Annotated in this window: 21 protein-coding genes; 15 read left to right on the forward strand and 6 right to left on the reverse strand. The window is 62.3% G+C overall.

Going from position 1 to position 26,860, the window contains the following annotated elements; genetic code table 11:
* The first annotated feature begins 83 nt into the window (after positions 1-83).
* The 5 genes from ACJJVH_RS11165 (at position 84) to ACJJVH_RS11185 (ending at position 5,367) form a co-directional block, all read left to right on the forward strand.
* Positions 84-1,364 (forward strand): cysteine desulfurase-like protein, encoded by a 1,281-nt coding sequence (locus ACJJVH_RS11165; RefSeq protein ID WP_113435582.1) that lies wholly within the window; start codon positions 84-86, stop codon positions 1,362-1,364.
* Positions 1,365-1,538: 174 nt separating this feature from the next.
* A complete protein-coding gene (locus ACJJVH_RS11170) occupies positions 1,539-2,321 on the forward strand; it encodes an aldolase/citrate lyase family protein (protein WP_113356857.1) in 783 nt (260 codons plus the stop codon).
* Positions 2,322-2,509: 188 nt separating this feature from the next.
* Positions 2,510-3,718, forward strand: coding sequence for a pyridoxal phosphate-dependent aminotransferase (locus tag ACJJVH_RS11175; protein WP_412063916.1), 1,209 nt, complete (start codon positions 2,510-2,512; stop codon positions 3,716-3,718).
* An 81-nt stretch (positions 3,719-3,799) separates the two neighbouring features.
* Positions 3,800-4,597: an ABC transporter substrate-binding protein gene (locus tag ACJJVH_RS11180; RefSeq protein ID WP_112802325.1), complete on the forward strand. Its 798-nt coding sequence runs from the start codon at positions 3,800-3,802 to the stop codon at positions 4,595-4,597.
* Positions 4,598-4,692: 95 nt separating this feature from the next.
* A complete protein-coding gene (locus tag ACJJVH_RS11185) occupies positions 4,693-5,367 on the forward strand; it encodes an amino acid ABC transporter permease (RefSeq protein WP_112802328.1) in 675 nt (224 codons plus the stop codon).
* Positions 5,368-5,438: 71 nt separating this feature from the next.
* Here ACJJVH_RS11185 and ACJJVH_RS11190 read toward each other — a convergent pair whose 3' ends face one another.
* Both ACJJVH_RS11190 and ACJJVH_RS11195 read right to left on the reverse strand, forming a co-directional pair.
* Complete coding sequence (locus ACJJVH_RS11190) at positions 5,439-5,954, reverse strand: MarR family transcriptional regulator (RefSeq protein WP_112802435.1); 516 nt, start codon at positions 5,952-5,954, stop codon at positions 5,439-5,441.
* A gap of 96 nt (positions 5,955-6,050) precedes the next feature.
* Positions 6,051-7,622 (reverse strand): phytoene desaturase family protein, encoded by a 1,572-nt coding sequence (locus tag ACJJVH_RS11195; protein WP_412063917.1) that lies wholly within the window; start codon positions 7,620-7,622, stop codon positions 6,051-6,053.
* A gap of 396 nt (positions 7,623-8,018) precedes the next feature.
* Between ACJJVH_RS11195 and ACJJVH_RS11200 the strand changes: the two genes are divergently transcribed.
* From ACJJVH_RS11200 to ACJJVH_RS11210, 3 genes are all read left to right on the forward strand, one after another.
* Positions 8,019-8,801, forward strand: a complete 783-nt coding sequence (locus ACJJVH_RS11200; protein WP_112802332.1) for a cyclase family protein — start codon at positions 8,019-8,021, stop codon at positions 8,799-8,801.
* Between the two features lie 78 nt (positions 8,802-8,879).
* On the forward strand, positions 8,880-10,469 hold the full coding sequence (locus ACJJVH_RS11205; RefSeq protein WP_412063918.1) for a phytoene desaturase family protein: 1,590 nt from the start codon (positions 8,880-8,882) through the stop codon (positions 10,467-10,469).
* A 23-nt stretch (positions 10,470-10,492) separates the two neighbouring features.
* Positions 10,493-10,999, forward strand: a complete 507-nt coding sequence (locus ACJJVH_RS11210; RefSeq protein ID WP_412063919.1) for a MarR family winged helix-turn-helix transcriptional regulator — start codon at positions 10,493-10,495, stop codon at positions 10,997-10,999.
* 32 nt (positions 11,000-11,031) lie between these two features.
* On the opposite strand, the gene ACJJVH_RS11215 is transcribed toward ACJJVH_RS11210, so the two are convergent.
* From ACJJVH_RS11215 to ACJJVH_RS11225, 3 genes are all read right to left on the reverse strand, one after another.
* On the reverse strand, positions 11,032-12,342 hold the full coding sequence (locus tag ACJJVH_RS11215) for an MFS transporter (RefSeq protein WP_412063920.1): 1,311 nt from the start codon (positions 12,340-12,342) through the stop codon (positions 11,032-11,034).
* Positions 12,343-12,440: 98 nt separating this feature from the next.
* A complete protein-coding gene (locus ACJJVH_RS11220) occupies positions 12,441-14,000 on the reverse strand; it encodes an indolepyruvate oxidoreductase subunit beta family protein (protein ID WP_412063921.1) in 1,560 nt (519 codons plus the stop codon).
* A 9-nt stretch (positions 14,001-14,009) separates the two neighbouring features.
* A complete protein-coding gene (locus ACJJVH_RS11225; RefSeq protein WP_412063922.1) occupies positions 14,010-16,163 on the reverse strand; it encodes a thiamine pyrophosphate-dependent enzyme in 2,154 nt (717 codons plus the stop codon).
* Positions 16,164-16,540: 377 nt separating this feature from the next.
* Between ACJJVH_RS11225 and ACJJVH_RS11230 the strand changes: the two genes are divergently transcribed.
* The 6 genes from ACJJVH_RS11230 to ACJJVH_RS11255 all read left to right on the forward strand — a co-directional run bounded on the left by ACJJVH_RS11230 (position 16,541) and on the right by ACJJVH_RS11255 (position 22,592).
* The gene (locus ACJJVH_RS11230; protein ID WP_412063923.1) at positions 16,541-18,076 is read left to right on the forward strand and encodes an ABC transporter substrate-binding protein; all 1,536 of its coding nucleotides are present in this window, start codon (positions 16,541-16,543) and stop codon (positions 18,074-18,076) included.
* A gap of 231 nt (positions 18,077-18,307) precedes the next feature.
* On the forward strand, positions 18,308-19,315 hold the full coding sequence (locus ACJJVH_RS11235) for an ABC transporter permease (protein ID WP_412063924.1): 1,008 nt from the start codon (positions 18,308-18,310) through the stop codon (positions 19,313-19,315).
* Positions 19,308-20,201, forward strand: a complete 894-nt coding sequence (locus ACJJVH_RS11240) for an ABC transporter permease (RefSeq protein WP_112802341.1) — start codon at positions 19,308-19,310, stop codon at positions 20,199-20,201. Before ACJJVH_RS11235 ends, ACJJVH_RS11240 begins: the two co-directional genes overlap by 8 nt.
* Positions 20,198-21,070, forward strand: a complete 873-nt coding sequence (locus tag ACJJVH_RS11245; RefSeq protein ID WP_112802342.1) for an ABC transporter ATP-binding protein — start codon at positions 20,198-20,200, stop codon at positions 21,068-21,070. Before ACJJVH_RS11240 ends, ACJJVH_RS11245 begins: the two co-directional genes overlap by 4 nt.
* The gene (locus ACJJVH_RS11250; RefSeq protein WP_412063925.1) at positions 21,067-21,921 is read left to right on the forward strand and encodes an ATP-binding cassette domain-containing protein; all 855 of its coding nucleotides are present in this window, start codon (positions 21,067-21,069) and stop codon (positions 21,919-21,921) included. Before ACJJVH_RS11245 ends, ACJJVH_RS11250 begins: the two co-directional genes overlap by 4 nt.
* Positions 21,922-21,998: 77 nt before the next feature.
* Complete coding sequence (locus ACJJVH_RS11255) at positions 21,999-22,592, forward strand: VOC family protein (RefSeq protein WP_412063926.1); 594 nt, start codon at positions 21,999-22,001, stop codon at positions 22,590-22,592.
* 33 nt (positions 22,593-22,625) lie between these two features.
* On the opposite strand, the gene ACJJVH_RS11260 is transcribed toward ACJJVH_RS11255, so the two are convergent.
* On the reverse strand, positions 22,626-24,239 hold the full coding sequence (locus ACJJVH_RS11260; RefSeq protein WP_412063927.1) for an AMP-binding protein: 1,614 nt from the start codon (positions 24,237-24,239) through the stop codon (positions 22,626-22,628).
* A gap of 300 nt (positions 24,240-24,539) precedes the next feature.
* Here ACJJVH_RS11260 and ACJJVH_RS11265 point away from each other — a divergent pair, with 300 nt between their 5' ends.
* Entirely contained in the window at positions 24,540-26,858 is a 2,319-nt protein-coding gene (locus ACJJVH_RS11265) for a bifunctional salicylyl-CoA 5-hydroxylase/oxidoreductase (protein WP_412063928.1), read from the forward strand.
* Positions 26,859-26,860 lie beyond the last annotated feature (2 nt).

Here is a 26,860-nt window from a genome sequence, read left to right on the forward strand (position 1 = left end):
GAAATTTGGTTGAACCTTAAAGTATTTTGTGATCAAATGATCAAACTAGAGATTTCAATCCCAACGTCCAGAGCGAGATCCCCATGAGCTCCGCACCTTCCGCCTCTCAATTCGCCGGCCATAACAGTTTTCCGGTCGATGAAGTCCGTGCCATGTTCCCGGCCATCCAGAAGGCCGGCGATTTCGTCTTTCTCGACAATGCCGGCGGGGCGCAGGTTCCCCAGACGGTGGTCGACGCGGTTGCCAACCACCTCATCGACTTCAACGTCCAGCGCATGGCGAAGTACCAGCACAGCCAGGGTGTCGACCGTAATCTCGATGAAGCGCGCGAAAGCGTGGCCATGCTGGTCAATGCCTATCGCCCCGAAGAAGTCTCATTCGGCCAGAACGCCACCTCCTTCATCCGCCTCGTAAGCCTCGGCATTGCCAAGCTGCTCGGCGAGCGCAACGAGATCGTCGTCACCGACATGGATCACGATGCCAACATCGCCACCTGGATGGCGCTGGAAGCGGATGGCGCCAAGATCGTCTGGTGGCGCATGCGCGAGGACGGCACGCTGCATCCGGAAGACCTGAAGCCGCTGCTCAACGACAAGACCCGTCTCGTCGCCTGCACCGTCACGGCACACTCCATCGGCACGATCGTCGATGTCGCCGCGGTCTGCAAGCTGGCGCATGCCGCCGGCGCCGAAACCTTCCTCGATTGCGTCCATTATGGCCCGCACGGCCTGATCGACGTTCAGGCCTGGGGCTGCGACTATCTCGTCTGCTCCGGCTACAAGAATTTCTCGCCGCACATGGGCTTCCTCTGGGGCCGCTACGACGCGCTGGTCAAGCTTCCCACATTCAAGGAAGACTTCATTCCGGACGTGCCGCCCTACAAGATCGAAGTCGGCACCTTCACCTATGAGAACGTCGCGGGCATGAACGCCGCCGTCAAATATCTCGAAGGCCTCGGCCGCCGTTTCCTGCCGGCCGGCGATCATAGCCGTCGCGAAGCGCTTGCAGCCGCCATGGGCGCAATCCGCCAATACGAGCTGATGCTTTCGCGCGAGATGATCGCGGTGCTGAAACGCCACGGCGCCACCATCTACGGCATTTCCGACGAGGCCCGCCTGGCGCAGCGCGTTCCCACAATCTGCTTCAACATGCCAGGGATCACGCCGCAGGAATTTGCCGGCGAGATGGGCAAGCAGCGCATCGGCCTGCGCGACGGGCACATGTTCGCACCGCGCCTGATGAAGCGGCTCGGCCTTTCCATGGAAACGGGTGCCATCCGCGTGTCGCTGGTGCATTATAACAAGGTCGAAGAGATCGCCCGGTTCGACGCGGTCCTGACTGAAATCATGGCACGGCGCAAATAAGCCATGCCTGTGAGCGGTGGCGGCGCCCGAACAACTCCGCCACCGCAAATCCTCCGTGCCGGCACATCGACCGGCACGAAACGCTGTCCTGAATTCAGAACAGGTTGCCGCTTCGCAGTTGTATCTTTTCGGTCTATCCCTCGTTGAGAGGACCGCTGAAATGTGAGGATGACGATGAGCGATTTCCGACGGAACTGTATCGAGCAGAAGCTGCTCGTCGGTACGTTTGCGGCCATTCCGCATCCCGTCGCCATCGAAGTCACGGCGGCCTCGGGCATCGACTTCCTCTGTATCGACTGGGAGCATTCGCAGATCGGCCGCGAGCGTATCGAGGATCTGATCCGCGCCGCCGATGTCCATCGCGTTCCGGCCATGGTCCGCGTGCCCGGCCATGCGGCGGAGGATATCGCCGCCGTTCTGGATGCGGGTGCCGCGGGCGTTCTCGTGCCGCGCATCTCGACGGCGGAGGAGGCCCGCGCGGCGGTCAGGGCCACCCGCTATCCCCCACATGGCGCGCGCGGTGTCGGCCCCGGCCGCGCGGCGGCCTACGGCTACCGCATTCCGGATTATCTCGCCAAGGCCAATGCCGAGCTGGTGCTTGCCATCCAGGTCGAAACGGCCGGCGGACTTGCCAATATCGCCGAGATCGCTGCCGTCGAGGGCGTCGATCTCATTTTCATCGGTCCCGGCGACCTTTCGGTCTCGATCGATGCCATGGGACCGGGCGGCAAGGAAAGGCTGGATGCGGCCATCGGAACCATCGCGCAAACGGCTTTGTCCGCCGGCCGCGCGGTCGGTATCTTCCGTCCCTCGCCTGACGATGTCGGCGCATGGGCGCAGGCCGGCATAAGCTTCTTCGTGCTGGCAAGCGACACCATGTTTCTCGGCGCCGCCATGGCGGCGGGCGCCGACGCCGCAAGACGGGGAAAGCAAACCGCGCAAACGAGAGAAAACTGATTATTATCAGCATGTTAAAAAGTGGGACGGCCACATGGAATCAAGCAGAGAGGTAGACTTTTTAAGCTTAAACTTTGTCCTTGAAATGCAGCCGTTTTTGGATAACCATTCGAAATTGAGGGGTCTTCCGAACGAAAGCTTCCGCAGCCGTTTCAACCCTCCAGCACCGGATTCCCAGGGGAAATTCCTTGTCTCTTCAGCCGCAGCATAACTTGCCGAACGCGATGTCAGGCCGCGATGCCCTCGAAGGCATCCGCGCCCAGATCCGCGACATGCGCACCGACAACATCGCAGTCCTTGCCAAGCGCGCCCGCGAACTCGGCGGCGTCATTCCGCTCTGGTTCGGCGAAGGCGATATGGTGACGCCGGACTTTATTCGCGAGGCGGCAAAGAAGACGCTCGACGACGGCGCCACCTTCTACGTTCCGAACATGCGCGGTCTGGCGACGCTGAACGAGGCGCTGTCGGATTATCAGACGCACTGGCACCAGCGCCCCATCCCCATCGAGCGCACGACTGTCGCTCCCGGCGGCATGCAGGCGCTCTACATGGCGCTCGAGCTGCTCGTCGATGTCGGCACCAATGTCGTCTACGTCGCGCCGCAATGGCCGAACATTCACAATGCCATCCATCTGATCGGCGGCGAGCCGCGCGCCGTATCGCTCGATTTCGACACCGACTGGCGGCTCGATCTCGACAAGCTCTTTGCCCGCTGCGATGCCCGCACCCGCGCCATCTTCCTGTCGACTCCCGCCAACCCGACGGGCTGGACAGCCTCGCGCGAGGAAATGCAGGCCCTGCTCGATTTCAGCCGCCGCACCGGCATCTGGATCATTTCCGACGAAGTCTATGCCCGCCTCTATTTCGACGGCGAAATCGCTCCTTCGATCCTGCAGGTGGCCGACGACGGCGATCGCGTGATCGCGATCAACAGTTTCTCGAAAGCCTGGGCGATGACCGGCTGGCGCGTCGGCTGGCTCACGCACCCGTCCGCCATCGCCGACCAGCTCGGCGCCATGACGCAATATATCAACAGCGGCACCTCGGCCATGGTTCAGGCAGGAGCAGCGGCCGCCCTGCGCGAGGGTGAGCCACTGGTCGCCGAGATCCGTGGCCGGATCAAGGCCGGCCTCGATCTGGCCTATGAGAAGCTGCCGAAGATACCGGGCATGATCCTGCCGGAGAAGCCGCGCGGCGGCATGTATGCCTTCTTCGCGCTGCAGGGCGAACCCGATGCGACGGCACTCTGCGAGCGCATCCTGGAAACGGCCCGCGTCGGTCTGGCACCCGGATATCATTTCGGAGAGACGTCGCGCGCGTTCCTGCGCATGTGCACGTTCCGCGAAACCGGACAGATGCGTATCGCACTCGACCGCATGGTCGATGCGATGTCATGATACGGCCGCCCGACCGGGCGGACGAGAATACTGCGGGCGAGAGGAAAAGCCTGCAGCCGTAACCAGAGGGAGACCAAGAAAATGCCTATTACTCGTCGCAGTCTGCTGGTCCTGGCAACCGCCGTCGGCCTGGCGGGCGGAAGCCATTTCGCCTATGCCGCCGATGTGCTGAACGTCGGCTCCTATCCGAACAACCCGCCTTTCGAATACAAGACCGCCAATGGCGGCTTCGAGGGCTTCGAGGTCGATGTCGTCAACGAAGCGGCCAAGCGCGCCGGCATGACGACCAACATCGCCGACTACGGCTTCCAGGCCCTGTTTGCGGCAACCAGCTCCAAGCGCATCGATGTGGCGATCTCGTCGATCACCATCACGCCGGAACGCCTGAAGTCGCAGTCCTTCACGCAGCCCTACTACGATTCCGACATGGGCGTCGCCACCAAGGAAGGCAGCTCGATCAAGTCGCTTGCCGATCTCAAGGGCGCGGTCGTCGGCGTGCTGTCGGGTTCGACCGGCGAAAAATGGGTCAACGACAACAAGGCGGCCCAGGGCTTTGCCGACGTCAAGGGCTACAATTCGCAGCAGGACATGTTCCTCGATCTCGGCGCCGGCCGCATCGATGCCGTCGTCAGCGACATTCCCGGCATGCAGTACCTCTTCATCAAGACCAAGGGCTTCGCCATCAAGGATCGCATCAAGACCGGCGAGCAGTACGGCCTGATGATGACCAAGGATTCGCCGCTGGTCGCCAAGATCAACGACGCCATCACGGCGATGAAGAAAGACGGCACGCTGGAAAAGATCCACGAGAAGTGGTTCGGCAGCAAGGCCCCGGCAGGCTCTTCCACCGTCACCGAATTGCCTATCCCCAAGGCGTGATCAAAAGATCATCATCGAAATGAACTACGCCGGTCGCAACGACCGGCGTAGATATGGAAACCTTATCCCTGTCTTCGTTGCACGCGGGAGTGCCAATGTCTTTCGTCGATACCTTCCTCAACTCCGACGTCATGATCTCGGCTTTCCCGCAGCTGCTGCGCGGGCTCTGGATGACGATCGCGCTCGGCGTGGTCAGCATCCTGATCGGCGTGACCGGCGGCCTCGTCATCAGCCTGATCCGCCTCTATGCCCCCAGGCCGCTGCAGCTGCTGATGGTCGCCTATATCGATATCATGCGCGCCATGCCGATGCTGGTCGTATTGATCCTGATCTACTACGCCCTGCCCTTCGTCGGCGTCAGCTTCTCGGCCTGGTGGTCGGCCATTCTCGGCTTTTCCATCGTCCTTGCCGCCTATTCGGCCGAAGTCTTCCGCTCAGGGATCGAAAGCGTGCCGCGCGGCCAGTTCGAAGCGGCCGCCGCTCTCGGCATTCCCTTCCTGATCACGCTCTACAAGGTCGTACTGCCGCAGGCGGTCCGCATCGTCATCCCGCCGACGACAAGCAACTGCGTTTCGATGTTCAAGGACACCTCGCTTGCCTCGACCGTGGCCTTGCCGGAATTGCTGAAAGAGGGGCAGAACGCGCAAGGATTCTATGCCAATCCCTCGCCGCTGATCATGGCCGCGGTGATCTACGTCATCCTGCTCTGGCCGATGGTGCGCCTCGTCAGCGTGCTGGAGAGGAAATTCAAGAGCGAGCGCGCCCGATAAAGCGCACCTCCGGAAAATCGCAGAGCGGTTTGGCATTTCTGTGAGATACCGGACCGCTCCCGGCGCGACTGTCAATCGAAGTCGGCACCGGAAAGATGGTTGCTCACCGATGACTTCACCGCGCCGATATCCCGCCAGAGCTCGCTGACGATCGCAGGATCGACATCCGCCATCATGTCGCGCAGCCAGCCCTCATGGGCAGCGGCCATGGCGCCGAACAGCGTCTCGCCCTTGGCCGTCAGCTTCGCGACCGTCACCCGCCGGTCGCCGTCGGGCGTTACGCGCAGCACGAGCCCATCCGTCTCCAGGCGTTCGACGAGCCCGGTGACATTTCCGTTCGTGACCATGGTTCGCTTGGACAGTTCGCCGAGCCGCAGGCCGTCACGCTCGCGGTAGAGCTGCGCCATCAGGTCGAACTGCGGCAAGGTCGCCCCGAACTCGTTGCGCAGCCGGCGGCGGATTTCCTGCGAGATCAGCTTCGTCGTGGAAAGCATGCGCAGCCAGAGCCGCAGCTCCAGCTTTTTGCCTTCCTGCGTTCCCTGAACGATGATCTCCAGGTCAACGGTTGCACTCTCGGACTCTGTCATGACGTCGCCTCGATCTACGTTCCACATCGTTCGCCTATGCGATCTAGGGAGCAATATTTGAAATGTCAAAGGTTTGGACGTCAAGTCGCGCGACTGTCACTTCGCCAGCATTTTCGCCAACATGAAACCGGAGCCGGCCCCCGTCCCCGCACCCGGCCATGTCGAGGCGCCGCACATGAACAGCGAACCCACCGGCGTCTTGTAGCGCGAGTAGCCGGCAACGGGCCGGAAAAGGAAATTCTGGTCGAGATGATGGCTGCCCGAGAGGTTGTCGCCGCCGACAAGGTTCGGATTCTCGCGTTCGAGATCGATGGGCGAAAACACCGAACGTCCCAATATCTTGCCGCGCAGACCCGGAGCGTAGCGTTCCATGATATCGAGCACGCGTTCCGCGTATGTATCCTTGATCTCGTCCCAGCTTGCGCCGCTGATTTCGCCGGCGGCGTCGCCGTGGAATTCCGCCGGCAGCACGCGCACCTGGATCCAGAGCGCATGTTGCCCCGCGGGAGCGCGGGAGGGATCGATGGCGGTGGGCTGTCCGACCACCAGCACAGGCTCCGCCGGCAGCAGGCCCCCCATCGCCTCGGCATAGACACGCGACATCATCTCCAGATCCGGCGCGATATGCACATAGGCGAAATTCTGGAGCGCCTTGCCAGCCAGCCAGTCCGGAAGGCCCGAGAGCGCCAGGTGGATCATCATCGTGCCGGGGCCGGCGCGGAAGCGCGAAACCTTGCCGTCGAATTCCTGCCGCGACGGGTCCTTTTCCAGAAGCGTGCCGAACAGGATCTGCGGATGGACATTGGCGATCACGGCGCGCTTCGCCTCATAACGGCGCCCGTCGGCAAGAACGACACCCGTCGCCTTGCCGCCCGTCGTGACGATCCTCTCGACCCGCGTGCCGAGCATCAGCTCGCCGCCCTTGCTGTTCAACACCGCCGCCATCGCCTTGATGACGGTATCGGCGCCGCCCTTGCCGATCACCATGCCGAAGGCCTGGTTGGCCATGGATTCGAGATAGGGAAACAGCGCGCCGCCGGCGACATCCGGTGCGAAATCGAGATGCAGCCCCCAGGCGGCCATCATCGTCTTGAGCTTGATATTCTGGAAGCGCGCGTCGAGAAAATCGCGGGGCGAGGCAAACAGCATGCGCGCCGTGTCGTAGACCCAGCCCATCCCCTTCTCGCGCCAGGCCTTCCACACGACCTTGGCTGCCGCCATGGAAGGCATGGGCGAGCCGAGCAGGCCGAAGATATGGGGCGCATCCGCGCCGAACTGCGAGAGCATATTGCGCCACGCCGCAGCATCCTGCGGCGATATCTCGGCAATGGCGCCCGTGGTCTTTTCAAGGTCGGTGCTGACGCCGAGATAAGTATTGTCGCGAAAGACGCTCGCGAAGCAATCCGCGGCGGGAACGAAGCCCAACCCCTCGGCCGTCAGCTCGTTCTTGTATTGAGCGAAGAAAGCCGAACCGGCGAACATGGAAAGGTTCATGGCGCAAAGATCGTGCCGGAATCCGGGCAGCGTCACCTCGCGGGTCTTGACCGCACCGCCGGCCTCGGCATTGCCCTCGATGACGGCAACCTTCCAGCCTTTGGAGGCCAAATGGACCGCTGCCGCCAGGCCATTATGGCCGGCCCCAACGACAATCGCATCATAGCTCATCACTTGCCCCTCTTTCGTCGATTATTATTATTGTCACATGCATACATCTTGAGCTTTAAGCTTCAAGTACCTGTTGGCGCGAATTGTGATCGCAAGGCACAATCAAAAGTAGATTCCCTCCAGAGTTTCCGGAAATTTACTGTTTCGCTTCAGCGATTTAGCGATATCTCTCAACCGGCGGACGAAGGATCAAATTTGGCCGCCGAAACCGCACCGGAATGCTTGCAATATCATATATTGTGACATAGGCTCCCCTTCATTCCGCTGCCGCGCGGACCCGGTGCCGGGAGGAAAGGCACCCCGCGCATGGCGATATCGACTTCAAGCCTGATCCCGATCGGAAGGTCCGCCTGACGGTTTTCCGCGCGGGATCACGCGACAACAAGGGGAACCCGACACATGACTGCCAACACCCTCGCCAGCCTCGCCTCGGCCCTGATTTCGGGCTCCGTCAAGGTCGTCGACCTCACCGCGCCGCTCGGCCCTGATACTCCGGTGCTCTACCTGCCGCCGCAGTTCGGCAAGAACACGCCCAAGGTCGCGGTCCACACGATCTCCGAATACAATCAGGACGGCCCTTTCTGGGCCTGGAACTGGCTGGAGCTCGGCGAGCATACCGGCACCCATTTCGATGCGCCCTGTCATTGGATCACCGGCAAGGACAATCCGAACAACACGACGGACACCATCCCGCCGCAGAATTTCGTGGCTCCGGTCAACGTCATCGACCGCTCCAAGGAATCCGCCGCCGATCCCGACTACCTGCTGACGGTGGACAGCATCAAGGAATGGGAAGCCCAGAACGGCGAGATCGAAGCCGGCAGCTGGGTGCTGCTGCGCACCGACTGGTACAAACGCAACGGCTCCACCGATACCTTCCTGAACGCCGATGAAAACGGCCCCCACTCTCCCGGTCCGACGGCCGAGGCGATCGAGTATCTGCTGAGCAAGGGCATCATCGGCTGGGGTTCGGAAACGGTCGGCACCGATGCCGGCTCGGCCGGCGGCATGAACCCGCCCTTCCCCGCGCACAACCTCATGCACAAGGCCAACCGCTACGGCCTCGCCAGCCTCTCCAACCTGGATCAGCTTCCGGCCAAGGGCGCGGTGCTGATCGCCGCTCCGCTGAAATTCGTTAAGGGCACCGGCTCGCCGGTTCGTGCACTGGCATTGATTGCATGATAGGCTGGAAAGGCCGGAGTCCGGGGGCGAATTAGACTCCGCCTTTCCACATATCCTGGCTGTGAGGGGCAGCGCGCAATGGGCGATCATGATTACGTCATCGTCGGCAGCGGCATCAATGCGCTTGTCGCAGCCGCGATGCTTGGCAAAAAGGGCCATAAGGTGCTCGTCCTCGAGCGTAGCGATCGCATCGGCGGCTGCCTGCGCACCGAGGAAATCACCGAGCCCGGCTTTATCCACGATGTCATGGCAACGACCATGGTGCTGTTCCTCACCTCGCCGGCCTATGGCGCCATCGGCAAGGATCTGGAGGCGCGGGGCCTGGAATTTGCCCATGCCGATCTGCCGACAGGCGTGCTGCGGCCCGACGGATCGCATGTCATCTTTTCCAAGGACAGGCGGCGAAACATCGCCACCTTCGACGAACTGTCGCTCGGCGACGGGCAGACCTTCTCCCGCGAGATGGATGCGCTTGGCGCCGATGCGCCATTCCTGTTTTCCCTCCTCGGCGGCGCGCTGTGGTCCGGATCGACCCTGAAGACCGTCGGCAAGCAAGGCTGGAGCCGCGGGTTGCGCAAGCTCGCGGCCTGGTTCGGCGATGCCCTGACGCCGGCGCGCGGCTATCTGGAAACCAATTACAAGTCCGAGGACATCCATGCGCTCTGGGCGCCCTGGGTGCTGCATTGCGGCCTCGGGCCGGAAAGCGCCTATTCCGCCGAAATGTTGAAGGTAATCGGCTTTGCGATAGAGCTGGCCGGCGCACCGATCGTCAAAGGCGGTGCCGCGAAACTGCTGACGGCCTTCGAACGGCTGATTACCGATCATGGCGGAGAAATCCGTCTCGGCGCCGATGTCGAGGCCATCCTTCCAGGCCCCGGCCGCCGCGCCGCCGGGGTACGCCTTGCGAACGGCGAAACGCTGGGAGCGAAGGCCGGGGTCATCTGCTCCGTGACGCCCAACCAGCTCTACGACCGGCTGATGGCGGATTGGCCGGACCCGCTACCGGCCGAGGTCAGGTCCGGCGTCGCCAATTACCGTTACGGCAAGGGCGACATGCAGATTCACTACGCCCTTTCCGAGCCGCCGCGCTGGAAAGCCGATGCGGAGCTCGGCAAGGTGGCGCTGCTGCACCTGACATCCGGCCTCGACGGCGTCTCGCGCGCCGCCAACGAATGCGAGCGCGGACTATTGCCCGCCGAGCCGACCGTCTGCGTCGGGCAGCCCGTCGCGCTCGATCCCAGCCGCGCGCCGGCGGGAAAATCGATCCTCTGGCTGCAGCTTCCCGAAGCGCCGCGGCATATCAAGGGCGACGCTGCGGGCGAGATCGCAGCGCCACTGGACGGCCGCTGGACGGAAGAGGTGCGCGAACGCTATGCCGACCGCATAGAAGCACTGCTCGCCAGCCACATCGAGAACTTCGCGGAGATAAAGCTCGCGCGCCGCGCCTACTCTCCGGGCGATCTGGAAGCGATGAACATGAACCTCGTCGGCGGCGACCCTTACGGCGGCTATTGCGGCCTCGACCAGTTTTTCATCTGGCGCCCTTTCAAGTCATCTGTTAACCACCGCACCCACATAACAGGCCTGTACCACATCGGCGCGTCGGCGCATCCCGGTCCAGGCCTCGGTGGAGGCTCCGGCTTTCTGCTCGCATCATCGCTGAAGTAACACGTTCCGGAGGAGTATCGTCGATGGAAGAGCGGTTTTCAGGCACCGTTTTGAGGCGCAAGCGCGATGAAAACGCCACGCGCCCGACCATGGGCGAAATCGGCCTCAATCACTTCGCACCCTATCTGATGAACCGGCTGATGGCGCGCTGGAACGCCAACCTGTCGGAAGAGCTGCGCGAATACGATATGACGACCGCCAAGATGCGGGCGCTGGCGGTCCTCTGCGTCTCCTCCAGCGTCACCATCAACGAGCTCTCCGTCTTCGCCGTGACCGAACAGTCGACGATGAGCCGCACGCTCGACTCGCTCGAGCAGCAGGGCTACATCCGCCGTCAGCCCCGGGTCGAGGATATGCGCATCCGCGACGTTTCCATCACCGAAGAAGGCCGCACCGCCTTCGAGAAGGTGTGGCCGACCATGTACGACCTGTTCCTGCAGATGTTCGACGGCGTCGAAGAGGCCGAATATCGGGCCTTCATCTCGACCCTGCACAAGGTATTGCACAACATCCGCAAGCATGAGATCTGAGCGGGCGGAAGCAGTGCCCGCTCCCGATTTCGTCAGCGTTTGTTCGGAATGAGCGCCGTTGCCAGTGCCGCGATGGCGGCGACGATGGCGAAGACATAGAAATTCCATTCGGGGCCAACGTTCAGGCTGGCGATATATCCTCCCATCAGCGGGCCGGAGAGCGCGCCGATGCGCGAGAAGCTCAGCGCCCAGCCGGTGCCGGCCGCCCGCACGAAGGGCGGAAGGTAGGCGGCAAGATAGCCTGTGAGAATCAGCGAGGCCGAAACCGTGCCGAAGCCGGCAATGGCCACGACTGTATAGTTCAGCCAGATGGAACCCTTGAAGGCGAGAAGCGCGATACCGACTGCGCCGAGCAGATAGGAGAGCGTCACGGTCAACCGCACGCCGAAACGATCCGCCCATTGGCCAAGCACGATGCCTCCGATCGCCGAAGTCAGGCTGAAAACCGCGAGAAACAGCAGGCTGTCGCCAAGGTCGTAGCCGCTCTTGCGCATGATCTGCGGCAGCCACTGGGCAAGCCCGTAGACCAGAAGCAGCCCCATGAACAGGGCAATCCAGAAGCAGGCGGTGGCAAAGGCGTTTCTCGGCGAAAAGATCTCGCCCAGCACGGCCCGCCAGCCGAGGCCGGTTTCCCGCATTGCGCCCCCTGCGGGAACGGCGACGCCGAGCCTGGCGGCCAGCCGTCTCGCGCTTTCGCTCCGTCCGCGCGCCACGAGGAAATCGAGAGATTCGGGAAGCAGCCACGCCATGAAGGGCACGAACAGCACCGGGAGCGCGCCGACCAGAATGACAGGTCGCCATCCGTAATCCGGCAACAGCCATCTGCCGACGAGCGCCGCGGCGAAAAGGCCGAGGGAATAACCGGAATACATGATGCCGTAATTGACGTTCTTCCGTGCGGCCGGCGAATATTCGATGGTCAAGGCCGCTGCCAGGGGGATGATGCCGCCGAGCCCGAGGCCTGCCGCAAAGCGGCTGACGCCGAACCATGCCGGCGTCGGGGACCATGCGGTTATCGCCGTGCAAAGGGCAAACAGCGAAAGGCAGGCCAGAAACATCGGCTTGCGGCCATAGAGATCGCTGAGCGTGCCGACGACGATGCCGCCGACAAGCATGCCGAAGACGGTGTAGCTGCCCATCGCTCCAAGCTGAAGCGGCGACAGATGCCAGACGTTGTCCGTGGACAGCGCCGGCAGGATGGCGCCGAGGACGCCGACATCGTATCCCTCCGCAAAGATCGCCAGCCAGCAGATGAGCACGACGACAAGGCTTTTGGCATGCGAGATTTCTCCGCCGCCAGGACTTGAAAGGTCCCTCGCGACGCCGTTTCGAAGACTGTCCATGCGATTATCCCTCTTGGAAGTTATCAGCCTCGACCAATATTGCCCGCTTCCCAAGCATACGGGGCGGACTGCCACCCCGTTCGGCCGATCCGGTCGGATCAGAGCGTGCCCACCGTTTTTAGCGCGCCGTCGAGTGCAGCACCCTTCTCGTCCAGAAGAGCCGCCTGCCGCAGCCGCCGCATCCAGGCGGCGCCGTCTTCCCGGTCTCGCAGCAGCGGCAGGGCCGACATGACGCGATCGAACTTGGAAAGCCCGCGCGCATGCGTATCGGAATAGCCCTTGACGAGGCGACGGTTGCCGAGCACTTCGACGGCGAGATCGTAATTCACGGCCAGCAGATTGGACGCTGCTGTCAGCCAGGCCTCGCGATGCTCCACCTCGCGCGTGTGCCGCAGCGTGCCGCGACGAATACGGCGTAGCGCCGAAACCATGTAGAGACCGAGGAACCAGAACAGCGTGCCGGTCTGAACGCGCCGCCCCTTGTTGATGAAGCGGTCGAGCCGGGCAAACAGGCGCGGCCGGCTTTCGATCCAGAGACCCATGCCCTTCGGCATCGTGCCGCAGACTTCGTCCATGCGCGGATGCATGTACTCGGTCATGTAGACGATCTGGTCGTCCCTGGCGCCGACCTCCTTGCGAACGCGCTCGAAGCGGGAGCCGCGCACCTTCAGGTCTGCGACGCGAATGACATCGTCGTAAGCCATGGCGACAGCGACATATTTGGCGGCCTGAACGGTGAAGGCGAAATCCTTGCTCGCACCGCCGGCCTTGCGGTCGAGCGCATGAAGTGCTGCGACACGGCTCAGATATTCGTCGGCATAGGCCGGGTCCTGATAGTCGGTGAGCTTCTTGGCGCCGGCAAACAGCAGCGGCCACGCCACTTCCGGAAATTCGGAGCGGATGCGGTTGACCAGACGGTCCAGCGCCGGATGACCGGCCGTCCCCGGCAGGGCATCGAAATGCTTCGGCGGCGTGGCCGAGACAGCATCTCGCGGCTTGTCCTTGACCCTCTCGAACGCGGCATTGAATGCCTTGAGGCTGGGCTCGATGCCCTTGCCGCCGGCACGGATCATCGCTTCGAAAGCCTGCTTGCCGAAAGGCAGCGCCCCGGAGCCGGCGAGCGCGCCGAACATGGAGGCGGAAATCACGCTGCCGTTCCTGACGGCCATCGTTTCCATATCGAAAGCGATGGTGCGCTTGGCAGCGAAATCCGTAGCATCGACCACCACCTCGGCATTGCCGATGCCATCGCCCGGCTTTTCCTTTTCCGCGACCGCAAAGGAGCGGTGCGTCGAGGCGATCAGCAGCGTCTTGTCCGGCGTGACGAGGCCACGCAGCACCGAGCGGCCGGCCTCCATCAGCTCCGCGGCCATGACGACATCGACATCGCCGGGCGTCGGCATCAACGAGAAGATCGGCTCGTGGCCGTCGCGGGCCGGCAGCATCTCGATATAGTAGATCGTCGCGCCGGTACGCTGTGCCACGCCGGGCACGGACGTCGTCTGCGCCATCCAGCCTTCGGCTTCGGCAAGGCCGACGATCCAGTCGGCCAGCACGCCGCCGCCCTGCCCGCCCATGGCGAGGATTGCAAGCGACAACGGCTTGTCCGTGGAAAGTCTGTTCGCACCGAGATCACTCATGTTCACATGCTCGTTCATATCGCCCTCTCAATCCGAAAAGACGATGCGGCCGGCGCGGCGGCGCGCCTGCAGCCAGCCGATGACGCGGGAGCGCATGCGGGCGACGAAGCGATCCCAGCCCGTCGGGTTATGGATGATATCGGCGCGATAGAAGGAGGGACAGAGCACCGCCGCCTCCGAGACCTCGCCGCAATTGCCGCAGCCGACGCAATTATTGTCGATCGCCGCCACCGGATCGTCCTTCAGCGGATCGTCGGTGTGCTTGACCGACAGCGAAGGACAGCCGGAAAGACGGATGCAGGCATGATCGCCGGTGCAGACGTCCTCGTCCACGCCGAAGCGCTCCTTGACCATGCGCTTGCCGTCCTTGACCGCCTTGGCGAATTGCGGCTTCACGCGCCGCTGCTTGTTCAGCATGCACTCCGAAGACGCGACGATGATCTTCGGCCCCGGCTCCTTCGATGTCAGCGCCTCGCGCAGCGTGTCGCGCATTTTTGCGACATCGTAGGTCCGGTCGATCTGCCGCACCCAGGTCGCGCCGATGCCCTTGACCGCATTGACGATGGAATTGTTGGTCTTGCGGCGCGGATTGAGCGCGCGCGAGGACGGTATGTCCTGCCCGCCGGTCGCCGCCGAATAATAATTGTCGACGACGAGGATGACGCCGTCCTGCTTGTTGAAGACTGCATTGCCGACCGAGGTCGCAAGGCCGTTGTGCCAGAAGCCACCGTCGCCCATGACGGAGATCACGCGTTTGTCGGCCTCGACATTGAAGGCGGACGCGGCGGCCGGCCCGAGCCCGTAGCCCATGGTCGTGCTGCCGATATTGAATGGCGGCAGGATCGAAAAGAGGTGGCAGCCGATATCGCCCGATATGTGATGCTGGCCAAGCTCGCTTTCCACCATCTTCATCGCAGCGAAGATCGGCCGCTCCGGACAGCCGATGCAGAAACCCGGCGGACGCGGCGGCACAACTTCGGCCAGCGCCTTGATCTTCGGATCGTTGAGGATCGGCGTCGGGTCCGGCAGCGGCGGCTGGTTGCCGAGCAGCACGCGCTGGTGGATCTCCAGAAAATTCTTGATGCCCTTCATCAGCACCGGCGCGGTATATTCGCCGCCCATCGGCAGCACGTCCTTGCCCGCGACCTTGGTCTGGATATCGCGGCGGCGCAGGATGGTGTTGAGGGACTGCTCGATATATTCGGGCGCCCCTTCCTCGACCATCAGCACGGCCTTCTTGTTGGCGCAGAAGTCGGCGAGCTGGTCGTCGACCAGCGGATAGGCGACATTGAGAACATAAAGCGGCACGGCGGAATTACCGTAGACATCGGCAAGCCCGAGCTGCTGCAGCGCGCGCATGACGCCATTATACGCACCACCCAGCAGGATGATGCCGACCTCGCCTTCCGAAGGGCCGAAATACTCGTTGAGCTGGCGCTTCTTGATGAAATCGACGGCCGCGGGCCAGCGCTTCTCCAGCTTTTCCTTCTCATGAATGAAGGATGCCGGCGGCAGCACGATACGGTTGACGTCGCGGACGGGATTTTCGAGCGCCTGCTTCAGCGTATAGCCCGGCCGCTTGTTGTCCTTGGCGACGAACTGGCCGTGCACATGACAGCTGCGGATACCGACCTGCAGCATGACGGGCGTGTTCGATACTTCCGAAAGCTCGAAGCCTTCCTCGACCGCCTGCACGATCGACGGCAAGTTCGGGCGCGGGTTGAGCAGCCACATCTGCGATTTCATCGCATAGGCATGGCTGCGCTCCTGCATGATCGACGAGCCCTCGCCGTAGTCCTCGCCGATGATGATGAGCGCGCCGCCCGTGACGCCACCCGAAGACAGGTTGGAAAGCGCATCGGAGGCGACATTCGTTCCCGCCGTCGATTTCCAGGTGACGGCGCCGCGCACCGGATACATGACAGAGGCGGACAGCATCGCGGCGGCCGCCGCTTCCGACGCCGATGTCTCGAAATGGATGCCCAGATCCTGCATCACGTCCTTGGCGTCCGCCAGGACGTCCATCAGATGGGAAATCGGCGAACCCTGATAGCCTCCCACATAGGAGACACCGGATTGCAAAAGTGCCTTGGTGATCGCGAGAATACCCTCGCCGCGGAAGACATCGCCTTCCCCGAGCTTCAGATCCTCGACCTCGCGCGCAAATGATCGCTCGGCCATAGACGTTACCCCTTTGCCCCATGGGCTTCTTCTAAATCATTTGCAAAATCATATTTTGAACTTCCTTGAACTGTCAACGAACAATTATCGGATCGCGCGCCTCTGATTTGCGATATCGGCGACGCATCCAGATCGTTCAGCCATTCGAATCCATCACTCCACGCATCGGGAGATTGGTCAAATCTATGCATATGCATAAAATTTACGCGAAATTTTGAAACCATTCGCGAAAAGAGGCCGGATTTTGCGAAACGGCCCGAGAAAGCGCTTGCCGCTCCGAAATACGTATTTTAAGATTAAAACATTCCGACAATAAATCGCCAGCGGCAGGCGGGCCTCATTGCTTTTTTGCCGCTCAACAGGGGAACGGAGTGACCATGACAACGCTTACTCGGCGCGAGGCCCTCAGCCTCGGCGCAGCCGCATTCATTACCGGGATTCTCGCAGGCAGGACGCCGGTGGAAGCCGCCGAAACCGGCACGCTTACCATCGCCTTCAACGTCAACCTGCCCTCCTTCGATCCGACGACCGGCCCGTCCGCCGTCAACCCGACGATCCAGGCGATCTATCGCTCGGTCTTCGACCAATACATCGGCCAGGGACCGGATCTGAAGTTCCAGCCCGGCCTGCTGACCGCCTGGGGCTGGAACGACGACAAGACGAAGGTCTGGATGGACGTTCGCGAAGGCGTCACCTGGCATGATGGCTCCAAATTCACCCCCGACGATGTCGTCTGGTCGCTGGAGCGCGCCGCCAAGCAGGACACCGGCAACCCGATCCAGTTCATCTGGTCCACCGCCAACAATTACAAGGTGGAAGGCAATCGCATCACCGGCGATGTCGTGCGTTTCGAGCCGACCTTCTTCAAATGGATGGCCTTCCTTACCGGCTATGTCCTGCCGAAGGACTATTATACCAAGGTGGGTGCGGAAGGCTTCGAAAAGAAGCCGATCGGCACCGGGCCCTATATGGTCGATGCCTATGAGGGCAATTCCTATCTGCGCCTGAAGGCAAACCCCAACTATTTCGGCGGCAAGCCCGCTTTCGAGACGGTCATCTTCAAATTCGTGCCGGATACGACGAGCCGCGTCGCCGAAATCGAATCCGGCTCGTCCGACGTGACGCTGGAAATCCCCTATGAGGATTTCGACCGGCTGAAGAAGAAATCCGGTCTTGCCGGCGTCGCGACCCCGATCTCCGACATCGGCATGATCTTCATCAGCAATGTCGAACCGATGCTCGACAAGAACGTCCGCCTCGCCGCCAACATGGCGATCGACAAGGAAGCGATCATCAAGCGGCTGCTGCGCGGCTACGGCAAGCCTCTGTCGACGCTGGAAGCGCCGGAATACGAGGCTTACGACGCCTCCATCAAAATTCCCTACGATCCGGAACAGGCCAAGAAGCTGCTCGCCGCCAGCGGCTATTCGCCGGAAAAGCCGGTCAAGTTCGGCATCAAGACTACCCGCGGCTTCAAGCCGAAGGATTACGAGATGATCCAGGCGATCGTCGGCATGTGGCGCAAGGTCGGCATCCAGGCGGAAATCGAAGTCTACGAAATCGCCAAGCACTACGAGTTGCGCGCCGCCCATCAGCTCGGCCCTGCCGCCTTCTACAACTGGGGCAACGCCATCGGCGACCCGACGACCTCGACGGGTTTCGCCATGTTCGGCCCCTCGCCGCACTCGGCCTGGAAGACCAAGGATGTCGACGACATGATGGGGCCGCTCTGGGTCGAAAAGGACGAGACGAAGCGCATCGAGGGCTGGAAGGCGGTGATCAAGTACATCGCCGAGCAAGGCTATGTGATTCCGCTGCTGCAATACGCCCAGCCGATCGTCTACAAATCGAGCCTGAAGGTCACGCCGAACGTTTCCGGCGCCCTGCAGCCGACGCTGGTATCGAAGGCCTGATATCGCTCTTGCGGCTTTGCCCTTCACCCCAACCCCCTCCCCGCCCCTGCGACAAGCTCAGGACGGGAGTGGGAACGATCTCTGTTCCCTCGCGTGAACAGGCGGTTGGGGGTAGGCTGCAGGCGCCTCCTTCCCTTCTCCCCGTCATGGCGGGGAGAAGGTGCCCGACAGGGCGGATGAGGGGCTTGGGACTCTTCAGCGCCATAGCCGTGCGATCGGAACTCATAACGAATGATAGCAGTGTCCATTCTCAATCGGCTGATCATGGCCGCCATCACGCTCTTCGGAGTGGCGGTGATCGTCTTCGTTCTGCTGCGGGTCGTTCCGGGCGATCCGATCGCCATGATGATCTCGCCGGGAGCAAGCCCGGCCGACATCGCCGCACTTCGCGCCCATTACGGTCTCGATGCAAGTCTGACCACGCAATTCTGGCTCTGGCTGAAATCGGTTCTGACAGGTGATTTCGGCACATCGATCTCCCTGAAGCGCGATGTGCTGTCGCTGCTCGGAGAACGCCTCCCCGCAACATTGGAACTGGCCTTTGCCGCCCTCGTGCTGGCCATTCTTCTCGGCGGTGTGGTCGCCATCGTCGGCACGCTCGCCCGCCGCACCCTGTTCGAGCCGGTCATCGACAGCCTCAACGGCCTCTTCCTTGCCGTGCCGGATTTCGTCTGGGCTCTGGCTTTGGTCCTCGTCCTCGGCGTTCTCTTTCCGCTTTTCCCGCTTTCCGGGCGCATCGATCCAAGCATCGACGCACAGTTCGCCACTCCCTTCTATCTGCTGGAAAGCCTCGTCACGCTGCGTTTCGGGATTTTTGCGGACATCTGCGCCCATATGGTCATGCCGGTTCTGGCCCTCGGCCTGCCCCTGGCGGCCATTATCGCCCGCGTGCTGAAAGCCGCGCTCTCCGAGGCGATGGTGCAGGATTATGTCCTGCTCGCCAAGCTGAAGGGCATGTCCGATCTGCGCCTCGTTCTTCAAGAGGCGCTGCGCAACGCCGTCGGGCCGACGATCGCGCTGACCGGCGTGCAATTCACCTTCCTGATTGGCGGCACCGTCATCGTCGAGCGCATCTTTGCCTATCCCGGCATCGGCAACATGGCGATCGATGCCGTCATCAACCGCGACCTGCCGCTGATCCAGGGGCTGGTGCTGGTATTCGGCGCCCTCTTCATTCTCGTCAATCTGGCCGTAGACTTGCTGGTCGCGGCTTTCAATCCGAGGCTCGCTCATGGCTGACGTCACCTCGCCCGCCATCCCCCGCCCGCCGTCGAGAATGGCGAAACGTGTTCGAGCGCTGCTTTCCGAGCCGAAGGTGATCTTCGGCGGCGGCTTCATTCTCATCCTTCTCATCCTCGCGATCTTCGCGCCCTATATCGCGCCGAAGGATCCGCTGGAGCAGGACCTGATGTCCGGCACCCTGCCGCCGGCGTGGATCGATGGTTCCGATCCGGGCTTCCTGCTCGGAACTGACGATCTTGGCCGCGATGTCCTGTCGCGCGCCATCTTCGGCACGCGCATCGCTCTGACGGTCGCCTTCGTCGCGGCCGGGCTTGCCGCCTTGATCGGCACGCTGCTCGGCCTTCTCGCCGGCTGGTACGGCGGCTGGATCGATAAGGTCATTTCCCGGCTCGTCGATATCTGGATGGCCTTCCCGCCGGTGCTCTTGTCGATCCTGCTCGTCGCCGTCTTCGGCTCGGGCGTTCACTCGGTCATCGCGGCCATCGTCATCATCGACTGGACGCGCTTCTGTCGCGTCGTGCGCTCGGAAACGCAGGCACAGGCACGCATGGATTATGTGACAGCCGCCCATACGATCGGCTTTTCGCGCGCCAGAATCCTTTTCAGCGAAATCCTGCCCAATGTGACGCCGGTGCTGATCGCCCTCGTCAGCCTGGAAATGGGCATTGCCGTCATCGTCGAAGCCATCCTGTCCTTCGTCGGCCTCTCGGTCGCCTCCGACACGCCGACCTGGGGCGGCATGATCGCCGAAGGGCGGCAGATGATCTATCAAGGCTGGTGGGTGCTGGTCGTGCCGCTGATCGCGCTCTTTGCGACGGTGCTTGCCTTCAATCAACTCGGCGACGGCCTGCGCCGCGCCCTCGATCCGGTGATGCGCCGATGACGACGCCGCTTCTCTCCATTGCCGGCCTCAGCGCCGTTTCCGATCGCGACGGCGGCATGCCGATCCTGCGCGATGTCTCCCTCACGCTGGAGCGCGGCGAAGTGCGCGGGCTCGTCGGTGAAAGCGGTGCCGGAAAATCGACCATCGCCAAGGCCCTGCTCGGCATTCTGCCGCGCAGCGTCCGCATCACCGCCGGCTCGATCCTCTTCGAGAGCCGCGACCTCCTCACTCTCTCGGCCAAAGAGCTGCGCGGCATCATGGGCAGCGAAATTTCGCTGATCCCGCAGGACCCGCAGACGGCGCTCAATCCCGGCCGGCGCATCGAGGCACAACTGACCGACGGCCTCAGGCTGAAGCGCGGAATGTCGTCGCGCGATGCAAGGCAGCGCGCGTTGAAACTGCTGGAGGAAGTGCATATCCGCGATCCCGAGCGCGTGCTGCGCGCCTATCCGCATGAATTGTCCGGCGGCATGCGCCAACGCATCCTGATCGCCGCCGCCTTCGCGCTGGAACCGAAGCTGGTGGTGGCCGACGAACCGACCACCGCGCTCGACGTCACCGTGCAGAAGCAGATCCTGCGGTTGATCCGCGGCCTGCAGGAAGCGCACGGCACCGCCGTCGTCTTCGTCACGCACGATCTCGGCGTCGTCGCCCAGATCTGCGACAGCGTCACCCTGCTTTACGCCGGCAAGGTTATCGAAGAGGGGCGAACGGGTGACGTGCTCGCGCATCCGCAGCATATCTACACGAAATCGCTCATTGCCGCCGGGCCGCGCTACGACCGGCCGGATGCGGGGCTGACGCCGGTTCCACAGGCGGTCTTCGACCAATTGCGCCGCGAAATCGGCATTGCGGAGGGCGGCCGATGAGCGTTTCCGACAGCCTTCTCTCTGCCAGGGGCATCGAGGTAACCTATGGTGCCAAGCCGCATCTCTTCGGCCCGGCTGGCGTCGGCATCAAGGTGCTGCACGGTATCGATATCGACATCCGCCGCGGCGAGACCGTCGGCATCGTCGGCGAAAGCGGCTCGGGCAAGACGACGCTCGGCCGCGCCCTGCTGCGGCTGGTCGACGTCACCGCGGGCAGCATCCATTTCGACGGCAAGGACATCACCCGTCTGCCCGATGCCCGCATGCGACCGCTACGCCGCCGCATGCAGATGATCTTTCAAGACCCGATGGCCTCGCTCAATCCGCGCCATACGATCCGCCGCATCCTCGCCGAACCGCTGCTCCTGCATGGGCTGGCTTCGAACCGGAAGGACGCCGAGCGACGCGTCGCCGAAATCCTCGAGCGCGTAACGCTGCCGCAGGTCTGTCTCGACCGCAACCCGCAGGAGCTTTCCGGCGGTCAGCGCCAGCGCGTCGGCATCGCGCGGGCGGCCCTGCTGAAGCCGGACTTCGTGCTTGCCGACGAAATCGTCTCCGGTCTCGACGTATCGACCCAGGCACAGGTGCTCAACCTGCTGAAAGAGCTTTCGCGCGACCTCGGCCTTTCCATGGCCTTCATCAGCCATGATCTGTCCGTTATCCGCGCCATTTGCGACCGCGTCTATGTGATGCGCCATGGCCGCGTCGAAGAGCAAGGCGAGTGCGAGCGCGTCTTCACCGCACCCGCCTCGGCCTATACGCGCATGCTGCTCGACGCCATCCCCTTGCCGGAGGTCGACCCGCACTGGCTGCGCCGCGAGAGCGTGGCCGCAGAAACGTCCGATGCCTGACCGAAGGGCGAAGCGAAGGCTTGAACAGGGGTAGCGGCGAGCGCGCAACAATACCCGCCTACAGAAAGGGAACGACTATGAAAGACCCGGAGTCAAAGGCAACGAACGTTTCAACTGTTGGACCGGAAGAGGCAAAAACCGCCGGACTGCCCGGCCTTCGCGGTCACGACCATACGGGAATTACGGTGCCGGACATGAAGCAGGCGATCGATTTCTTCGAGAATGTGCTGGGCTGCAAGGTCGCAATGTCGTTCGGGCCGTTTGCCGACGACAAGGGCACCTTCATGACCGATCTGCTTGGTGTCGACCCCAAGGCTGAAATAAAGCAGATAGTGCAAGTTCGCTGCGGCTTCGGATCGAACATAGAGCTGTTCGAATATTCGGCTCCCGATCAGCGCGACCTCAAGCAGAGGAACAGCGACATCGGCGCGTTCCATATCTCGCTCTACGTCGACGACATCGATGCGGCAAAGGCTTATCTCGACAGCAGGAACGTTGAAACGCGGTTGGGGCCGCTCCCGATCAACGATGGCCCGGCCGCAGGCCAGTCGATCCTTTACTTCCAGGCACCATGGGGTCTGCAATTCGAGGCAATCAGCTACCCCAGGGGCATGGCCTATGAAAAAGATGCCGAAACCGTGCTATGGAATCCGAAAGATCCAGCCAAGTGAAACGAGGCGGGATACCGTCCGTTGACGGTATCCTCAGCTACGCAGGCGGAAGCGCTGTATCTTGCCGGATTCCGTCTTCGGCAAGGCATCCACGAAGACGATGGAGCGCGGATACTTGTACGGCGCGATGACCGCCTTGACGTGATCCTGCAGCGCCTTGACGAGCAGATCCGAGCCGATGATGCCGGGCGTCAGGACCACATGGGCCTGAACGATATGGCCGCGGTCCTCGTCCGGCTTGCCGATGACGGCGCATTCCAGCACGTCGGAATGTGAAAGAAGCGCGGCTTCCACTTCCGGCCCGGCGATATTGTAGCCGGCCGAAAGAATGATGTCGTCGGAACGCGCGGCGAAATGAAAATAGCCGTCCTCGTCCTGAATGAAGCTGTCGCCGGTCAGGTTCCAGCCATCGCGCACATAATCGGCCTGGCGGTGATCTGCGAGATAGCGGCAGCCGATCGGCCCGCGAACCACCAGTTTGCCGATCGTACCGCGCGGGACCTCGTTCATCTCGTCATCGACGACGCGAGCCTCGTAGCCCGTCAGCGGCTTGCCCGTGGAGTTCGGCTTGGCGTCGGACAGCCGGTTCGAAATGAAGATATGCAGCATTTCCGTCGAGCCGATGCCGTCGAGGATCGGCTTGCCGGTCTTGCGCGTCCATTCTTCGAAGATCGGTCCGGGCAGGGTCTCGCCGGCCGAAACCGCAACTCGAAGCGAAGAGAGATCCGCCCCCTCCTCCATCGCCGCCAGCATGGCGCGATAGGCCGTCGGCGCGGTGAAGCTGATCGTCGCGCCATACTCCTGGATAATCTCGACCATGTTCTTCGGCGAGGCGTTTTCAAGCAAGGCCGTCGATGCGCCGAAGCGCAGCGGGAAGACCACCAGACCGCCGAGCCCGAAGGTGAAGGCGATCGGCGGCGAGCCGATGAAGACATCCTCGGGCGTGACCTGCAGCACCTCCTTGGCATAGGCATCGGCGATGATCAGGATATCCCGATGAAAATGCATCGTGGCCTTGGGCACGCCGGTCGAGCCCGAGGTGAAGCCGAGCAGCGCCACATCGTCACGCCCGGTCTTGACCGGCTCGAAGCGCACAGGCTTGTTGAGCGCGATGCGGTCGAGTTCGGCATCGTGATTGGCGGTGCCGTCGAAACCGACCGCCTGCTTCAGGAAGCGGCTGTCCTTCGCCACCGTGACCAGTTCCTCGAGCAGCCGCGTATCGCAGAGCGCAAAGGAAATCTCCGCCTTGTCGATAATCTTCGAAAGCTCGCCGGCCCGCAGCATCGGCATGGTGTTGACGGCAACCGCACCGACCTTCGTCACCGCCAGCCAGCAGGCAATCATCGCGGGGTTGTTTCCGGAACGGATGAGAACGCGATTGCCGGGCTTGACGCCGAAATTCTCGACGAGGGCGTGCGCGATGCGATTGGTCCAGTCCGCCAGTTCCTTGTAGGTGCGGCGGCGGCCATTGCCGATCAGGGCCACATTGTCGCCGAAGCCCTTTTCGACCATCCGGTCGCTGAGTTCGAAGCCGGCATTCAACCACTCCGGATAGTCGAAGCCATCCATCAGCAACTCGGGCCATTCGCTGAAAGGCGGCAGATTGTCCCGCGTGAATGTATCGGTATGACCGGTCGGTCCCAGCATTGCCTCGCTCCCACATTCTTCTCGATCAAACCGCCATCATCGCCGCCTCCCCCAAGAACGGCATGCATGGCGTGCCAAAAAGATCGCATTGAAGATAGAATTGTTCAAGCGAGAAATTTTAAGTCTAAACTATTTCTGATTTACCATTGATTCTAAAGGACTATTTTCGAGTTTCAGACGACTGCCGCGTACAGCGGACCGCAGATTCCGGCGGGATGAGCCTTGACGAATGGCAGCGACAAGATATTTTAAACTTAAATGATTTCGCGACAGGCTCCGGCCTCAAAGGAGGGATAAGCGATGCGTATCGTCTGTATCGGCGGCGGCCCCGCAGGACTCTACTTCGCGCTTCTGATGAAGAAGCTCCATCCTGAACATTCGATCCGCGTGGTGGAACGCAATCGCCCCTACGACACCTTCGGCTGGGGCGTCGTCTTTTCCGACGCGACAATGGTATCGATGCGCGAGTGGGACCCTGAAAGTGCTGCCGAGATCGAGGATGCCTTCAACCATTGGGACGATATCGAGGTTCTGTTCAAGGGCACGCGCCAGCGCACCTCCGGCCACGGTTTCGTCGGCATCGGCCGCAAGAAGCTGCTCAATATCCTCCAACGTCGCTGCGAGGCACTCGGCGTCGAGCTGATCTTCGAAACGGAGGTCGATTCCGATCTCGATTACCCCGACGCGGATCTGGTGATCGGCTCGGACGGCCTCAACTCCAAGATCCGCAATCATTATCCGGAGGTTTTTCAGCCGGATATGATCACACGGCCGAACCGCTACATCTGGCTCGGCACCAACAAGCTTTTCGACGCCTTCACCTTCGATTTCCGCCGCACCGATCACGGCTGGTTCCAGGCGCATATCTACAAGTTCGACGATCAGACCTCGACCTTCATCGTCGAGACCACCGAGGAAGCCTATCTCGCCCACGGCCTCGACAAGGTGGATCAGGATGGCTCCATCGCCTTCTGCGAGAACCTGTTTGCCGAAGTGCTCGAAGGCTCGTCGCTGATGACCAATGCCCGTCATGTCCGGGGATCGGCCTGGCTGAACTTCAACCGCCTGATTTGCGGCAAGTGGAGCCATTTCAACGGCAATTCGCATGTCGTGCTGATGGGCGATGCCGCCCACACCGCGCATTTCGCCATCGGCTCCGGCACCAAGCTCGCCATCGATGACGCCATCGAATTGACCCGCCAGTTCCAGATCCACGGGCACGAGAAGGACAAGATACCGGCCGTCCTCGAAACCTACGAGGAAATCCGCCGCGTCGACGTCGCCCGCATCCAGAATGCCGCCCGCAATGCCATGGAATGGTTCGAAGTCGTCGGACGCCGCTATGCCGATACGCTCGAGCCGCCGCAGTTCATGTATTCCATGCTCACGCGCTCGCAGCGCATCAGCCACGAGAATCTGAGGCTCCGGGACAAGACCTGGCTCGAAGGCTATGAGCGCTGGTTCGCCGAGAAATCCGGCCTTACCGTCGGCAACGACCGCTGCCTGCCGCCGATGTTCACGCCCTACAAGCTGCGCGATGTCCAGCTCGTCAACCGCATCGTCATGTCGCCGATGGCGATGTATTCCGCCGAGGACGGTGTGATGAACGATTTCCACATCGTCCATCTCGGCTCGCGCGCGCTCGGCGGCGCCGGATTGATCTTCGCGGAAATGACCTGCGTCACCCCGGACGGACGCATCACGCCCGGCTGCCTCGGCCTGTGGAACGAGGAGCAGGTAGCGCAGTGGAAACGGCTCGTCGATTTCGTTCACATGAACAGCGCGGCCAAGGTCGGCATCCAGATCGGCCATGCCGGGCGCAAGGGCGCGACGAAGCTCGCCTGGGAAGGGATCGACCAGCCGCTCGCCGAAGGCGGCTGGCCGCTGATCTCCGCATCGGCGATCCCCTATCTCAAGAACAGCCAGGTGCCGAAGGCCATGGATCGCGCCGATATGGACCGCGTCAAGGCCGACTTCATCCGCTCGACGGAACTGGCGGTCGAAACCGGCGCGGACTGGCTGGAGCTGCATTGTGCCCACGGCTATCTGCTGTCGAGCTTCCTGTCGCCACTGACCAATGTGCGCGACGACGAGTATGGCGGCAGCCATGAAAACCGCGCCCGCTACCCGCTGGAAATCTTCCATGCGATACGGGCGATCTGGCCCGCGGACAAGCCGATCTCGGTTCGCCTTTCCTGCCACGACTGGACGGACGGCGGCAACACGCCGGAAGATGCTGCAATCTTCGCCCGCATGTTCAAGGAGGCCGGCGCCGACCTGATCGACTGCTCTTCCGGCCAAGTCTCGAAGCAGGAAAAGCCGGTCTATGGCCGCCTGTTCCAGACGCCCTTCTCCGACAAGATCCGCAACGAGATCGGCATCCCGACGATCGCCGTCGGCGCGATCTCGGAGGCCGACCATGCCAATTCGATCATCGCCGCCGGCCGTGCCGACCTTTGCGCCGTCGCGCGCCCGCATCTGGCGGACCCGGCCTGGTCGCTACACGAGGCCGCCAAGATCGGCCTGACTTCCATTCCCTGGCCGAAGCAATATGTTTCCGGCAAGATGCAGTATGAAACCAATCTCGCCCGCGCGGCCGCGGCCGCACCGGCAAAATGAGG

It is taken from the genome of Rhizobium sp. SYY.PMSO, assembly GCF_046840415.1.
GTDB lineage: Bacteria > Pseudomonadota > Alphaproteobacteria > Rhizobiales > Rhizobiaceae > Rhizobium.